General features: G+C 63.0%; 11 protein-coding genes and 1 other annotated feature. Of the genes, 2 read left to right on the top strand and 9 right to left on the bottom strand.

The genetic code is table 11. From position 1 onward, the window contains the following. Positions 1 to 49: 49 nt before the first annotated feature. The 7 genes from MAXJ12_RS10540 to MAXJ12_RS10510 form a co-directional block, all read right to left on the bottom strand. On the bottom strand, positions 50 to 1204 hold the full coding sequence (locus MAXJ12_RS10540) for an ABC transporter ATP-binding protein (RefSeq protein ID WP_139043856.1): 1155 nt from the start codon (positions 1202 to 1204) through the stop codon (positions 50 to 52). Continuing rightward, on the bottom strand, positions 1201 to 2283 hold the full coding sequence (locus MAXJ12_RS10535; RefSeq protein WP_008835823.1) for a Gfo/Idh/MocA family protein: 1083 nt from the start codon (positions 2281 to 2283) through the stop codon (positions 1201 to 1203). The genes MAXJ12_RS10540 and MAXJ12_RS10535 overlap by 4 nt, the downstream gene beginning before the upstream one ends. Beyond that, on the bottom strand, positions 2280 to 3320 hold the full coding sequence (locus MAXJ12_RS10530; RefSeq protein WP_008835822.1) for a Gfo/Idh/MocA family protein: 1041 nt from the start codon (positions 3318 to 3320) through the stop codon (positions 2280 to 2282). The genes MAXJ12_RS10535 and MAXJ12_RS10530 overlap by 4 nt, the downstream gene beginning before the upstream one ends. Before the next feature lie 27 nt (positions 3321 to 3347). After that, entirely contained in the window at positions 3348 to 4208 is an 861-nt protein-coding gene (locus MAXJ12_RS10525) for a carbohydrate ABC transporter permease (RefSeq protein ID WP_008835821.1), read from the bottom strand. Continuing rightward, positions 4209 to 5105, bottom strand: coding sequence for a carbohydrate ABC transporter permease (locus MAXJ12_RS10520; RefSeq protein WP_008835820.1), 897 nt, complete (start codon positions 5103 to 5105; stop codon positions 4209 to 4211). Positions 5106 to 5195: 90 nt separating this feature from the next. Beyond that, complete coding sequence (locus MAXJ12_RS10515; protein WP_008835819.1) at positions 5196 to 6491, bottom strand: ABC transporter substrate-binding protein; 1296 nt, start codon at positions 6489 to 6491, stop codon at positions 5196 to 5198. 176 nt (positions 6492 to 6667) lie between these two features. Further along, on the bottom strand, positions 6668 to 7915 hold the full coding sequence (locus tag MAXJ12_RS10510) for a Gfo/Idh/MocA family oxidoreductase (RefSeq protein ID WP_008835818.1): 1248 nt from the start codon (positions 7913 to 7915) through the stop codon (positions 6668 to 6670). A gap of 169 nt (positions 7916 to 8084) precedes the next feature. Continuing rightward, positions 8085 to 8140, top strand: a sequence feature (sul1 is cis-regulatory element that is thought to sense ions involved in sulfur or methionine metabolism; They are found in Alphaproteobacteria). Positions 8141 to 8210: 70 nt separating this feature from the next. On the opposite strand from MAXJ12_RS10510, the gene MAXJ12_RS10505 reads away from it, so the two are divergent. Continuing rightward, positions 8211 to 9695: a SulP family inorganic anion transporter gene (locus MAXJ12_RS10505; protein WP_008835817.1), complete on the top strand. Its 1485-nt coding sequence runs from the start codon at positions 8211 to 8213 to the stop codon at positions 9693 to 9695. A 10-nt stretch (positions 9696 to 9705) separates the two neighbouring features. Further along, positions 9706 to 10560, top strand: coding sequence for a universal stress protein (locus MAXJ12_RS10500; protein WP_008835816.1), 855 nt, complete (start codon positions 9706 to 9708; stop codon positions 10558 to 10560). 88 nt (positions 10561 to 10648) lie between these two features. Here the strand turns inward: MAXJ12_RS10500 and MAXJ12_RS10495 are convergent, their stop codons facing one another. Continuing rightward, on the bottom strand, positions 10649 to 13870 hold the full coding sequence (locus tag MAXJ12_RS10495; RefSeq protein ID WP_008835815.1) for an efflux RND transporter permease subunit: 3222 nt from the start codon (positions 13868 to 13870) through the stop codon (positions 10649 to 10651). After that, a complete protein-coding gene (locus MAXJ12_RS10490; RefSeq protein WP_008835814.1) occupies positions 13867 to 15402 on the bottom strand; it encodes an efflux RND transporter periplasmic adaptor subunit in 1536 nt (511 codons plus the stop codon). The genes MAXJ12_RS10495 and MAXJ12_RS10490 overlap by 4 nt, the downstream gene beginning before the upstream one ends. Positions 15403 to 15740 lie beyond the last annotated feature (338 nt).

The following is a 15740-nucleotide window of genomic DNA, read 5'->3' as shown; positions in this document are numbered from 1 at the left end:
AAAGGGGAACCTACGTCAATAAGCCGGTTAAACCATTCCAGTACCGCCTTCATAACGGTGCAGCCTGGGCCGGTGCCTGTTCCCCGCGAGCAGCAGAACTGGGCAATTCGGACCCGGCGTCGCGGCCGATCACGAGCCCGTCACCGCCGAAAACGTGGCAGGCGGACGCGTCCACGTCTATGCCCACCCGTTCGCCGGATCGGACCGCAGCCTGGCCCTTGATCTCGACGACAATTGTCTCTCCCGAGGGCAGCGAGACATAGAGAAAGGTCTCGCCTCCGAGATGTTCGGCGATCTGCACCTCGCCGGTGAGCATGGCGCTCGTCGGGTCGGCGATCCTGAGATGCTCCGGCCGGACGCCGAAGGTGACTTTTTCCTGATCCGGCCGGCGAGGGTCCGCCGCCGGAAAAGCCAGATCGAGGCCGGACCGGCCCCTGATACGCGCCTCGCCTTCGCCGGCAACCATCTCGGCGGCCAGAAAATTCATGCGCGGCGATCCGATGAAGCCTGCCACGAACAGATTGGCGGGATGGTTATAGAGGTCGAGCGGGGTGCCAACCTGCTCGATCACCCCGGCGCGCAGCACGACGATGCGGTCGGCTAGCGTCATCGCCTCAACCTGGTCGTGGGTGACGAAGATCATCGTCGTGCCGAGCCTGCGATGCAGCTTGTTGATCTCCACCCGCATCTGCACCCGAAGTTCGGCGTCGAGATTCGACAGCGGTTCATCGAACAGGAATATACGCGGCTCGCGCACGATGGCGCGGCCGATGGCGACACGCTGCCGCTGGCCGCCGGACAACTGGCCGGGACGTCGCTCAAGTAGTTCATTGATCTGCAGGATCTCGGCAGCCTCGGCGACCCGGTTCCGGATCTCCGCTTTCGGTGCTCCCATCGTCTCCAGACCGAAGGAGAGGTTCTTGCGCACCGACATATGCGGATAGAGCGCATAGGACTGAAAGACCATGGCGAGGCCGCGCTTGGCGGCGGCCACGTCGTTGACCAGTTCGCCGTCAATATAGATCTCGCCCGCGGAAATGCCTTCGAGCCCCGCTATCATTCTGAGCAGCGTCGACTTCCCGCAGCCGGACGGGCCGACGAACACCACGAACTCGCCATCCTCTATCGTCAGGTCGACCCCGTGGATGATTTCCACCGCGCCGAACCGCTTGACGACGTTGCGTAGCTCCAGGCTTGCCATCACGCCACCTCCCTGTCCGGCGCCGGCAGCCAGCCTGCATAGAGCGGATGATCCCGCCCGATCGGCAGGCGCACCGCCTCACCCGTGCGCGCCGAATGATAGGCAGCAGTGATCAGTTCCAGCGACGGCCGCGCATCCGCGATGGAAACCGGAAGCGCGCCGCCCTCGGTGAGCGCCCGGTGCAGCCGCAGGAACTGGCCGGCATAGCGCTCAGGCGCAGGCTCGACCTCCGCGACCGCCTCATCGACGGCTCGCTGGCGTTCCGGATCGGCGGCAATAAAGCGCCACGGCGCTGTGCCGGGATTATACGGGCTGCGATTGCTCTCCGCCGTCAGCCCCTCGAAGCAGAAGCGCAGCCGCGACATGTCTTCTTCCGCACCGAGCGTGACGGACAGGGTGGCGAGCGAACCGTCCGCCATCTCCAGCACGGCCGCCGCGCAGTCCTCCGTCTCGATCGGGTTCACCCGCGTCGAGGTGCGGGCAAAGACGCTTCGCACCGGCCCGAGCACATGCGTCAGCATGTCGTGATTGTGGATGGCATGCGTGATCATGCAGCCGCCGAGTTCGGTCGCCCAGCGCCCCCGCCACGGATTGTCGTAATAGGCCGGAAGGCGTCGCCAGTGTGTCTCCACCGTGGCGACATATGCTTTGCCGACAAAGCCACGCTCCCGCAGGTGGAGGAACTGCGCGATCCCATCGGCGAAACGGTACTGGAACACCGGGCAAACCCTTTTGCCGCTCTGTTCCTCGATCTCGGCAAGCGCATCAGCTTCAGCGAGCGAACTGGCGAAGGGCTTTTCCACCACCACATGTCGGCCGGCCAGAAGCGCCTTCTTCGCCTGCTCGAAATGCAGCGCCGACGGCGTGCAGATATCGACAATGTCGAGGTCGTGCCTCAGAAACTCATCGAAATCTCCGATGGACGCGCGAACGCCATGTTCGCCGGCAATCGCCTTCGCCCGTGCCGGGTCGATGTCGCAAAGCGCCTCGACCGAATAGAGGTCCGGCAGTTCCTGGTAGCCTTTGATATGGCCGACGCCGACGCCGCAGCCAACGACACCGACCTTCAGACGCACGCTCATACCGTCCTCTCCAGAGGTCTCCTGCCCTCGATACGCTGCGCCCTCGCCTGTGCCGTCAGAGCAAGTTCGGTGGCGAGAAAACAGTGTTCCTGGGGCATCGCGGTCTCTGTCCGATTGAGCACGTCATCGCGCAACTGCTCGCCATAGGTAATCTTCGTGCCGGTGCAGTCGATGTGGCGCGTTCCGGCCCGGTCGACGAGGAACAGATGATTGTCGTCCGGCCGACCGGCAATGTCGACATATTTGCGGAGCTCGATCGTCCCTTCCGTGCCGAGGATGAAGAGCCGCCCGTCGCCCCAGGTGGGCAAGCCGTCGGCGGTGAACCAGTCGACGCGGATATAGCCGGCGGCATTGTCCGAGCGCAGCATGATGTCGCCGAAATCCTCGAATTCGGGCGTGTCCGGATGATCGAAATTGGCTACTTGGCTGGCGACGATTTCCGCTTGGCCGCTTCCGGTGAAGAAAAGGAACTGCTCGACCTGATGCGAGCCGATGTCGGTGAGGATGCCGCCGGTCCGGGCGCGCTTCCAGAACCAGTCCGGGCGCTGATAATTGCCGATACGATGCGGGCCGAGGCCGATCGTCTGCAGTACGCGGCCGATCGCGCCGGCTTTGACCAGTTCGCCAGCCGCGACGGTGGCCGGCTGGGTGTAGTGCTCTGAGTAGAGGATGGACAGAATGCGGCCGGTCTCGGCCTGCGTCCGGCGCAGCTCGGCAAGCTGTTCGAGCGTTGTTGCGCCCGGCTTGTCGAGCATCACATCCTTGCCGTGGCGCATGGCCCTGACCGCCATCGGAGCGCGATCGGCCAGGATGCCGGCGCCGATGACGAGGAGGATTTCGGGGTCTTCGAGGATTGCGCGCTCGTCTGCCACTCGCCTCGCGTCGGGAAACCTTGCGGTGTAGGCCGCAGCCAGATCGTCCTCCGGTGCGAAAAACGCTTTAAGCCGGCAGCCGGCTTCGATCATCACCTCCGTCTGGCCGTAGATATGGCCATGGTTCAAGCCGATTGCGGCAAATGCGAATCCAGGCGATGCCATCATTGTCCTTTCGTATTCAAAGCCGGCTCAGCGTTTCAGCGCGCCCAGCGCGACGCCCCTGATGATGAGGCGCTGGAAAGCGAGAAAGACCAGGAAGACCGGCAGCAGCGACAGCGTCGACATGGCGAACATCTCGCCATAGAGGGATTCGCCGCCGCTCGAGTCGATAAAGGCGCGCAACGCCAGCGGCACCGTGTACTGCCGCATGTCGTTCAGATAGATCAATGGCGCCAGGAAATCGTCATAGGTCCAGATGAAGGAGAAGATCGCGGCGGTGGCAAGCACCGGCGTGGAAAGTGGCAGCATGATGCGCCAGTAGATTCGCCACGGACCGCAGCCGTCCATGATCGCCGCCTCGTCGATCTCGCGCGGGATGCCGCGGAAGAACTGCACCATCAGGAAGATGAAGAAGGCATCGACCGCGAGGAAGCGCGGCACGATCAGCGGCAGGTAAGTGTTCACCCAGCCGAGATTGAGGAACAGGATGTATTGCGGCACCAGCGTCACGTGATAGGGCAGCATCAGCGTGCCCATCATCATGGCAAACCAGAACCTGCGGAATCGGAAATTCAGCCGCGCGAAAGCGTAGGCCGTCAGCGAGCAGGCCATGAGGTTGCCGATCACCGCGAGCGCCGAGATGAGGAATGAGTTCTTGTAGAAGGTGGTGAAATCGACGCGCAGCGCATGCCAGCCGCTGGCATAGTTCGAAAAATCCCAGACGCTCGGGATCAGACTCGGCTGCGTGAAGATCATGTTGTCCGGTTTGAAGGAACTCGCAGCCATCCAGATCAGCGGATAGAGCATGCCGAAGGCCGCGAGAAGCAGGATGACGTGGCGGCTCACCGATTGCCAGGCGGCGGATTTTCGCGACGTGCCGGGCATGGTCATCTAGCGGCCCTCGTCCTCATAATAGACCCAGTAGCGCGACGTGAGGAAGGCGATCGCCGTGAACACGCCGATGATCACGAGCAGCAGCCAGGCGAGCGCCGAGGCATAGCCCATGCGAAAATTCTCGAAGGCCTCGATATAGAGATAGAGCGAGTAGAAGAGGGTGGAGTCGACTGGGCCACCCTTGCCTCCGGAGACGATGAATGCCTGTGTGAAAGCCTTGAACGCCTCAATCGTCTGGAAGACGAGATTGAAGAAGATGACCGGCGCGAGCAGCGGCAGCGTGATCCGGAAGAACTGGCGCGGCGGCCCGGCCCCGTCCATCGACGCGGCCTCGTAGAGATCCTGCGGGATCTGGCGCAGGCCCGCGAGGAAGATGATCATCGGCGAGCCGAACTGCCACACCGCGAGCGCGATCAGCGTCCACAGCGCGTAGTCGGGATGCGTGACCCAACCCGGCCCCTTGATGCCGAGGATCACGAAGAGCAGGTGGTTCACGAGCCCGTCAGCGCCGAAGATCAGCCGCCAGAGGAGCGCGATGGCGACCGACGCACCGAGCAGCGACGGCAGGTAGAAGGCGGCGCGGTAGAGGCCGACGCCGCGCACGCTGCGGTCGAGCGCCATGGCGAGCGCGAGCGCCACCGCGAGCTTCAGCGGCACAGCCCAGATCACATATTGAAACGTCACCCACAAAGCATGACGCAGGCGCTCGTCCTGGAAGAAGGCGTATTCGTAGTTCTTGAGCCCCGCCCAGCGCGGCGGGGTTAGGAGGTCGTAGTCGGTGAAGGAGAGATAGAGGGAGGCGAGCGTCGGCCCGAGTGTCAGGCCGAAGAAGCCGATCAGCCAGGGCGTGAGGAACAGGTAGCCCGCCCCGTTGCGGCGCCAGGAGCGGGCCATACGCGCGGACAGGTTCGAGGCCGCTGCAACGGGGCGGCCTCCAGCACCAATTTCGCCAGTGGCGGTTGTGGCCATACCGGGCCGATCCCGTCAGGCGCGTTCGAGCGCCACTTTCGCCTTCTCGTAATAATCCTTCGCAGCGGTCTCCACGTCCGCCTTCTTGAACGAGATCGATTCCCACGCCGGCTGCAGAGCGCGGTCGAGCTCGCCCGCATTCTTGGGCGGCGGCGGCGGCAGCTCGCCGATATGCGTGCCGACCACGTCGAGATAGGCGACGATCTTCTGCTCTGTCTCCGACAGCTTCGGCAGGATGCGCTCGCGGATGCTCGCGTCCCCGGTCACGCCCCGCTCGATCAGAAGGACGTCGTTCGCGCTCTCGTCGGTGACGAAGAACCCCATGAGCTTCGCGGCCGCCTCCGGATCGGCGGCGGTGGCGGCCATCGAGATGAGCATCGACGGCTTCAGGTATTGGCCTGGCTTCCCATCCTTCTGGTTGGGGATCATGGTGATGGCGAGCTCTTCTGGGACGAGCTTCTGGATCGCCACGAGCTGATTGGAATGCACGAAATCGAAGAGCGCGTGGCCGGTGACCATCATCGTATCTTCCATCTTGCCGGTGGCGATGGCCTGCGACTGCAGGTCCGCCGGAGGCGTCAGCCCGTCCTCCTGCATCTGGAACCAGAAGGCGAAATAGTCGGTGAGATCCTCGAGGTCGTAGCCGAGCTTGCCGTCGGCGGTGTAGAGCGCCTTGCCGCGCTGGCGCACCCATGTCTCGAGGCTCGGCTCGCGATAGGCCATGTTTTCGGAGAAGTAGAGCCCCTCCGGCAGCTTTCCCTTCACCTCCTTGCCCATCGCGACATAATCGTCGATCGTCCACTTGGTGGCATCGGGCACGGACAGGCCGAGCTGTTCCAACTGCGCCGGCTTGTAGACGTAAGACATCGAGTTGGCGCCCATCGAGATGCCGTAGAGCTTGCCATCCACCTTGCCCGATGCCAGCTGGTTCGGATCGAAGTCGGAAAGGTCGATGGACTTGCCGACGAACGGCGTCAGGTCGGCGAGTTGGCCGCGCCGCGCATATTCAAAGATATAGCGGTAGTCCATCTGGATCACGTCGGGCAGGTTCCGTCCGGCTGCCTGCGTGGCGAGCTTCGGCCAATAGTCGTTCCAGGCATAGGTTTCCGGATCGATGGCGACGTCGGCATTCTGCTTCACGTAGAGGTCGACGACCTCATTGGTGCGCCGGTCGCGGTCCGGATTGCCCCACCAGATGAGGCGGAGCCGGGTTTGCGCCTGCGCCGGCGTCATCATTCCACCGAGAACGGCAAGCGATGCACCGGCGGCCGCGAGGCGGCCGAATTCCCGTCGAGAAACGCGGTTGTTCATGTGCTGCTCCTCCCTGAGCGTTCGGGCTATCGCCCTTGGTCTTCACGGAAGCCGCGCCAGGTGCGGAGCCTCCGCATGCCATCAAGAGTAACCCAATGGTTACTTCGCTGCAACAACCACGCCGGTCATTTGCCATTTCCGTGCGCTCGAAACCTGCCGGGCTGCATCGCGGGCGATCAGGCCGCATTGGGCTCATCGAGCAGCGGCTTCACCTTGACGGGCTGGCCGGTGCTGGCGCTTTCGACGGCGGCGACGCCGGTCAGCACCGAGATCGCGCCGGCGCGGGCGCCCGCCCGCTGCCCGAGCGGATCGGTCGCGCCGGGTGCAAACAGCATCCTTTGCAGCGCGAGGTCGCCACCGAAATGGCCGCCTGGCTGGTGAGGGATGCGGATGCGCTCCGCCGCGCCGAAATTGCGCATCACGAGAATCTCGTCCTCGTCGGGCGTCTCCCAAGCCTGGCGTTCGTACTGGCGGATCTCGACGCGGCCTTTCGTGCCGTTGAAAGCGAGGTGATGACCTTCGATCGGCATGAAAGTGTTGAGCGAGTAGGAAACCTGGACGCCGCTTTCATAGAGGATAGCCGCACTCATCGTGTCGAAGATGTCGATCTCCTCGCGAAACACGCAGGCGTCGCGGAAATAGCCGTCCTCGCGCGACGGGTCTTCGTAGAGCATGTCGAGCCAGGGATCGCGGCCGATGTCGATGTGGAAATCGCAGATCGACGCGTGCGGGCAGGTCTTGCAGCGCGGGCCACGGAACGGGCCGGCGCGCCCATAGTGGTGGAGCGCCCCGCGGGCAAAAACCTCCTGTGGGTCTGACGCCAGATACCAGTTCAAGAGATCGAAATGATGCGTGGCCTTGTGGACGAACAGGCTGCCGGAATGGGTGAGGAAGGCGTGCCAGCGTCGGAAATAATCGGCGCCATGCTGGACATCGAGATACCAGTGGAAGTCCACCGAAACGATTTCGCCGATTTCGCCAGACAGCAGCACCTCTTTGATGGTTTTCGCTGTCGGCGAGAAGCGGTAGTTAAAACCCACATCGACGCGCCGTCCGGTGCGTCGCTCGGCTTCCAGGATCCGCCGGCACATCTCGGCGGTCGTGGTCATTGGCTTTTCGGTCAGCAAGTCCACGCCTGCCTCGAGCGCCGCCACGATCATCTCGGCGTGGGTGTCGTCGCGGGTGCAGACGATCAGCATGTCCGGTGTGGTCGCCGAAAGCATGGCATGAGGGTCGGTGAAAACCGGTGCTGCCGTGCCGATCGCTGCGCGGGCGCGCTCCAACCGCAGGGAGTTACGGTCGCAAAGCCCGACGAACTCTACCCATTGCCCGCAATTGGCGAGCAATTCCCTGCCCCACGTGCCAGCGCCGCGATGGCCGGTGCCGACCAAGGCGACACGCCGCTTTCGCGCGAATTCATTCATCTGATCGTATTGCCTCCATCGCTGCGCTTCGCATCAACCGCGAGAGTAGCCCAGAGTTGTTTGGAATGCGCCGTCCGTCAATGGTCGTGAACCAGCACAGCGGTATTGCAGAACCGTCCTCGTGTCATGTTGCAATGCGGGATGATCTCGCTCTATAGAGGATCATTCAATCGGACCCGGTGAGAATCCGGGTGGCTCTTCCGGCCGCCGATCCGCCGGACAACGCAACCGCCAATCATGAACCTTTGAACGGATCGTCCGATCCGAGCGGTTTTGTGTTTTCAATGGACTCTTTATGCATTCGCTTACCGCTTACCGCGATCAGTGGTTCGGCAACATTCGCGGCGACGTCCTCGCAGGGCTGGTCGTCGCCTTGGCGCTCATCCCCGAAGCCATCGCCTTTTCCATCATCGCCGGCGTCGATCCGAAGGTCGGACTCTACGCCTCCTTCTCGATCGCGGTGATCGTCGCCATCACCGGCGGCCGTCCCGGCATGATTTCGGCGGCCACCGCGGCAACCGCGGTGCTGATGGTGACCCTGGTCAAGGAGCATGGGCTTCAGTATCTCCTGGCCGCCACGGTTCTTGCAGGGCTCATCCAGATCGCTGCCGGGCTGCTCCGTCTGGGCTATGTGATGCGCTTCGTGTCGCGGTCGGTGATGACAGGATTCGTCAATGCGCTGGCGATCCTCATCTTCATGGCGCAGCTTCCGGAACTGATCGGCGTGCCGTGGCTGACCTATGTGATGGTCGCGGCTGGGCTCGGCATCATTTACCTGTTTCCGCTGCTGACGAAATCGGTTCCATCACCGTTGGTCTGTATCCTCGTGCTGACGGCTGTCGCCATGTACTTTGGATTCGATCTGAGGACCGTGGGAGACATGGGCGAGCTGCCTTCGACGCTGCCCGTCTTCCTTATCCCGCAGATTCCGCTGAACCTTGAAACCCTGACGATCATCCTGCCTTATTCGGCGGCGGTGGCGGCTGTCGGATTGCTGGAATCGCTGATGACCGCTTCGATCGTCGACGATCTAACGGATACGCCGAGCGACAAGAACCAGGAATGCATCGGCCAAGGCATCGCCAACGCCGCGACCGGGTTCATCGGCGGCATGGCCGGCTGTGCCATGATCGGCCAGTCGATCATCAACGTGAAATCGGGTGGGCGCGGGCGGCTTTCGACTTTCTGCGCGGGTATGTTCCTGCTGTTCATGATCGTCGTTCTCGGTGACTGGGTGAGGCAGATACCGATGGCGGCGCTCGTCGCCATCATGATCATGGTCTCGATCGGAACATTCTCCTGGTCGTCGGTAAGGAATCTCAAGCACCATCCGCGCAGTTCGTCTGCCGTCATGCTTGCGACGGTCATCTGCGTCGTCTTCACCCACAATCTGGCGATCGGCGTTCTCGTAGGCGTACTTCTGTCCGGCATTTTCTTCGCCTGGAAGATCGCGCAGATATTCCGGGTCACGTCCACGCTTTCGCAGAATGGCACGGAGCGGACCTACGTCGTCGAAGGCCAGGTCTTTTTTGCGTCGGCAGACCACTTCACCGCTGCCTTCGATTTCAAGGAAGCGCTCGAAAAGGTCACCATCGATGTCAGCCGCGCACACATCTGGGATATCTCAAGCGTCGCCGCGCTCGACATGATCGTGCTGAAGTTCCGCCGCGAAGGAGCGGCAGTCGAAATCATAGGACTGAACGAGGCGAGTGAGACGATCGTCGACAGGCTCGCCATCCACGATAAGCCAGGGGCGCTCGAACGTCTCATGGGACATTGAGGAGGAAGCAATGCCCAAACTGATCGCGCTGGTTGACGGGTCCGTCTATTCGCGGAGCGTTTGCGATCACGCGGCCTGGATCGCGAAGCGCACCGGGTCGCCCATCGAGATTCTCCACGTCCTCGGCCGCCGCGAAACCGCGAGCGCACCGACGGATTTGAGCGGAAGCATAGCGCTCGGCGCACGCAGCACGCTCCTTGCCGAATTGAGCGCGCTTGACGAGCAGCGTGCGAAGCTCGCCCAGAAGCGTGGCCGCGCAATTCTCGATGACGCCAAGGCCGCGATCGAGGCGTCGGGCGTGACCGATGTCGCGATCAAGCTACGGCTCGGCGATATCGTCGAAACGATCGCCGAGATCGAAGCCGATGCCGATATGCTGGTGATAGGCAAGCGCGGCGAAGGCGCGGATTTCGCGAAGTTGCATCTGGGCTCGAACCTCGAGCGCATCGCCCGTTCGAGCCGCAGGCCCGTCTTCGTCGCGTCGCGTGCATTCAAGCCCATCGAGAACTTCCTGATCGCCTTCGACGGCGGCGCCAGCAGCATGAAGGCGGTTGGCCACGTCGCGCGAAGCCGATTGTTCGAAGGCCTGTCCTGCCGGCTTCTGTTGGTCGGGCAAAATACGCCAGAATCCCAAAAGCGGCTTCAGGATGCCGGTTCGATTCTTCAGGCTGGTGGATATTCCGTCGGAGCCGACATCGTTCCGGGGCAGCCTGACGCCGTCATCGCCCGGACGGTCGAGACCGAAGGCATCGACCTCCTGGTTATGGGGGCTTACGGGCATTCGCGCATCCGCAGCCTTGTCATCGGCTCTACGACAACCGAGATGATACGATCGTGCAAGGTGCCGGTATTGCTTTTCCGTTAAGGCGTATGCCGAGGGGTGCGTTCAGGCATCGGGACGTGCTTGAGGCAGCCATCTGAGGTCGACATCGCCTTTGCGACACCCACGGCGTTTATGTCCCAGCACCATGGCCGGTCCAATCGTCGCTCCCGACCGCCGCTTCTGCACGGGAGTTACCCCGTTTCTCCAGCCAGCGGCTGTAACGACGCATTATCCCTCCATGCACGCGCTGGCCAAGAATCAGCATGCACGGCGTGAGCATCAGCGTCAGGAACGTTGCAAAAGCGAGGCCGCCCGCAACCGTCGTCGACAGTTCCGTCCAATATTGGGTCGACGGCGCGCCGTACTGTATCTCGCGCCCGATGAGATTGATGTTGAGGCCCAGGATCAGCGGCATCAGACCGAGAACGTCGTTTATGGAGGTGAGAAACACGGGCCGGAGACGCTGTGCCCCGGTGCGCAGTGCGGCCTCTTCGGGATCGTAGCCCTTTTTTCGCATCTCGTTGTAAGTGTCGATCAGCACGATGTTGTTGTTGACGACAATTCCGCCAAGCGAAATGACGCCGAGGCCTCCCATGACGATGCCGAATGGCCGGTCCGTCAGAAGAAGCCCGATCAGCACGCCGGCGATAGAGAAAACGATGGCGCTCATCACTACCAGGGCCTGATAGATGTTGTTGAGCTGTGTCACCAGCACGAGGAACATCAGGACCACCGCCGAAAGGAAGGCGAGCAGGAGGAAGTTCGATGCCTCCTCGATATCTTCCTGCTGGCCGACGAAGCGCGCCACGACGCCTTCCGGCAGGCTCGTGGCATTGAGGGCCTGGCGCAACTGCTCTGTCTTTTCCGCCGGCAGTACATCCTCCGGAACGTCGGCCTCGACCGTCACCACGCGGCTGGAATCGACCCGTCTGATGATGCCGGTTTTCTCGGCCGGCTCTATGGTCACGAAATTGGTTATGGGTGTCTGGCCGCGCTCGGTGGTGACGGTCAGGCGCGACAGCCCGTCCAGGGTGCGTTCGTGGGCTGGAAACCGCACCACGATGTCGACCGGGTCCTCGGCGTCTTCTGGACGATATTCGGCAAGCTTCAAACCTTGTGTCAAAAGCTGCACCGCTTGACCCAGCGTTGCAATGTCGACCCCAAAACGGGCGGCGCTTTCGCGATCGACCGCAATGCGCCATTCGACACCGGGAACGTCGGTCGTGTCCTCCACATCCGTAAAGCCGCCGATTTCGTCCATCAGCGCGCGCACTTGCCCCGCGGCTTGCTCGAGCGTTCGCGTGTCCGAGCCAAACAGGCGCAACTGGATTGGCTTGCCCTGGGCCGGGCCAGCCTCCTGTTCCGTTGCGGTGATGCTGATACCGGCGATGCCTGCGGTCCTCCGGCGCACTTCCTCGATGATCCGGGCGGCACGGGGCCGCTGGTCCCATTCGAGCAGGTCGAGCTGCAGAATGCCGATCGTGTCGGCGGATATCTGCTCCGCCTGTAGCCCTTCCGTCCCTCCCGCCCCTTGGTCGATGGTGCGCGAATAGATGTGCCGGACGCCGCCGACATCAAGGATCGCGCCGCCTACCGCGCCTACCAGCCGATCCTTCTCATAGACGGACAGGTTGTCTCGCGCCTTGACCGTTACCTGCACGAAGCGGGGTTCTATGTCGGGAAAGAACTCGACACCCCGGCCGAAAAGCCAGTATGCCGCAATCGCAACGACAAGAAGGCCGAGCGTTGCGAGAAGCGTGACCCCCGGCCAGCGGAGCAGCCGCCTCAGCATCCTGACATAGAACGCCGTCACGCTGTCGAGATCTTCGAGCTTGCCGGATTCGGCCGCCGACAGCGCCGTCTCTTCCTTCTCCGCTCGCGGATTGCGCCGCCCGATCAGGCTGCCGAGGACAGGGATGAAGATCAGTCCCATGGTGAGCGACGCCGTCAGTATGATGATGACCGTGATCGGCAGGAATTTCATGAACTCGCCAACGACACCCTCCCAAAACAGCAGCGGAAAGAAGACGCATAGCGTGGTCAGGGTCGATGCCACGATCGGCCATGACATGCGTTTGGCGGCCGCCAGATAGGCCTCGGCTGGCGCCTTTCCGCCTGCCATCCAGCGGTCGGCGAGTTCCGTCGTCACCACCGCGGCATCCACCAGCATACCGAGCACGAGAATGAGACTGAACAGCACGATGATGTTGAGGGTGTAGCCCAACCACCAAATGATGATAATGCCGGCCAGGAACGAGCCGGGGATCGACAAGCCGACCAGCAGTGCGTTGCGCCATCCAAGCGTTGCGACCGTCACGATCATGACGAGAAGGACAGCGGCGATGACATTGTTCTGCAGGTCGCCGAGCGTCTCGCGCACCTCCTGCGACTGATCCTGCAGGAAAGTGACCGAGACGCTCTCCGGGATAAGCTGCCGACCCTCCTCCATAACGGCCCTCACGGCTTCGACCGTTTCGATGATGTTGGCGCCGATCCGCTTCTTGATCTCAAGCGCCACCGCCGGTTGCCCGTCGATGCGTGCGAACCCGTTCGGGTCCTTGAACCCGCGCCGCACGGCTGCGACGTCGCCCAGCGTGACGACTGTGTCCCCCGCTACCTTGACCGGTATCGATCGGACGTCTTCGACATCCTCGATAACGCCGGGTACCTTGAGCGTAAGCTTGCCCGCACCGGTGTCGATCGAACCGGCTGCGACGAGTTGGTTGTTCCGCTGCAACTGCCCAAGCAACTGTTCGAACGGAACCCCATAGCTTTCAAGCGTACTGGAATCGACGAGGACCTCGAGTAGCTGCTCCCTCGCACCACCTATTTCGGCCTCGAGCACGTTCGGCAGTGCCTCAACGCGGTCCTTGAATTCCTCAGCCAGATCGATGAGCGCTCGTTCCGAGACAGGTCCCGACAAGATCACTGTAAGCACCGGAAACAGTGCGACGTTCACCTCCTGCACAACCGGCTCTTCGGCTGCTGCCGGCAGCTCCGCCTGGGCGGTTTCGACTGCTTGCCGAACATCCAATTCGGCCTGGTCGGCATCGAATCCTGCTGTGAATTCAAGGATGATTGATGCAAAGCCTTGCGCGGCCACGGCGCGCATCTCGTCGATGCCCTCGATCGACTGCAGCTCGCGCTCAAGCGGACGCACCAGGAGCCGCTCGGCATCCTCCGGCGAAATTCCCTCGTAGACGACTGAAACATATATGATCGGGATCGGCACATCCGGCGCCGATTCCTTGGCGATGCGGATATATGCGAACGTGCCCGTGATCAGGATGAGCGCGAGCAACATGGTCACCAGCCGGTTGCGGCTAAAGGCAACATCGATCAGCGGGTTCACGGTGAACCGTCCTGCGCCGCGCCGCCAGAAGCTCCGCCGGTAGCGTCGGAACCCGCCGGCACGCCCGGACCGACGGTGCCCGGCGTGGACGCCCCTGCCCCGCCTTGTGGCGCAGCCGGGGCGGCGGCCGGTGGCTGGGTGACCGGCGGAGAGGGTATGGTGGGCGGCGTCACGCCGATCGAGGGTGCTGGAACGGGTTCAATCGGCGGCGCTGCACCCGCCTCGTCAGTTATGGCCGGTTGTGCGCCTGCGCCGGCTTGCGGGACCGGCTGGCCGGCCGCACCGCCTACCGCCTGGCCCCCGGAGGATGCAACGCCGGCGGAGACGGCGTCGGCGCCGGCCCCTTCGCAGAGCTCTTCGGCCGGCGGCGGGTCGGCGAGTTCTTCGGCGGCATTCAGCGGATCGGATCGCACCGTGGAGGTTGGCTGCGGAGCGCCTTGCGGAGCCTCGGCTTCGCCGGCGGCTGCCGGCCTGCCGGCGTCTTGGTTCGCCACACGGACGCTTTCGCCTTGCCGGACGAATCCCTGGCCGGTCGAAATCAGCTGCAGCCTGTCCGGCAGCCCGCCTATCCAGACCCCATCAGTCTCCGCTTGCAGGATTTCGATGGGGTGGAAGGCGGCCTTCCGATTCTCGTCCACGGATTTGACGCCGAGTTCGCCCGCTTCGTCGAGAGCGAGAATCGCCGGCGAGACGAAATGCGCCTTGACCTCACCGGTCTGCAGCCGCAGTTCGGCGCTGACCCGGGAGGGAATGCGCCCGTCTTCATTGGGCACGCGGACTTCAACCCGGAACGTTCGGGTCTCTGGATCGGCCGCCGGGGCGATGAAGCAGACCCTGCCCTTGGCCGGCGCGCCGGTGGCGAAACTAACCAGAGCCACACTGCCGCGGTCGACGTTCCCAACCTCGCGCTGCGAGACGTGCAGCGTAACGCGCAGCGGCGAGTTGTCCACGATTCTGATGATCTGCCCTCCCTGCGGGGCGAACTGGCCGGCGTTCAGGAAAACGTCGCTCACAATGCCGGGTATCGGGGCCTTGACCTCGGTATCCTCGATTTCCTCCCGAATGCCGGCGAGTTCGGCGCGGGCACTCTCCAACTGGGCTTCGAGTTCGCGGACCCGGCTCTCTGCCGCGAAGCCGTCTTTCGCAAGCTGACGCATGCCTTCGAGATCGGCCTCGAGCGTCTCGACCCGCGCCTGCGCGCTCTCGCGGCGGCTGGACCTGGCGTCGAGCCGGATGCGCGCGACGACAGTGTCAGCGCGCACTTGGTCGCCTTCCTGGACGAGGACCGCATCGATGGTGCCGGCCGCCTGCGCGACGACGTCGGCCGTGCGGAACGGCTGCGCGCTGCCTTGCGCAAAAATGTACTGCGGAACCGTCCTTGCCTCGGATGACCGCACTTCGACCAGCGTCGGCTGTGCACTTGCCGCTCTATCCTCCTCGTCCTCGTCGTCGCCGTCGATGATATACCCGCTGGCGAGCCACGCTGCCGTGGCGGCGAAGAGGCCGATGGCTATCCATGAGGAGGTCTTCAACGCCTGAAATCCTCTAATCTACCGCGTCCACCCCCTCAACAATCAGCCGTTCCAAACGGTTATCGTTCATCGCTGCACTTGCCGGTTGCGGGCCTAGCCCGATCAGGAGCAGGCTGCCCGCTATGTCGGCTAGCATTCGAAATTCATCGCACGGTCGAGCATGAGCGCGAATCGCAATCCTTTAGGCACTCACACGACCGGTGCGTGCGCCGCTGCGGAGTCTCGGGTAAACTCGTCCGCCCTCGAGGATGTTCCGAGCGCCGGCCGATACAATTGCAATCCTGTGTTGCTGATCCCCGACAGGAATACCCCAAGTGTCGAGAACCGCGGGGCGCCTT

Source organism: Mesorhizobium alhagi CCNWXJ12-2 (assembly GCF_000236565.1).
GTDB lineage: Bacteria > Pseudomonadota > Alphaproteobacteria > Rhizobiales > Rhizobiaceae > Allomesorhizobium > Allomesorhizobium alhagi.
Note: the sequence above shows the minus strand (reverse complement) of the source record. Positions and strands in the feature narration are given on the sequence as shown.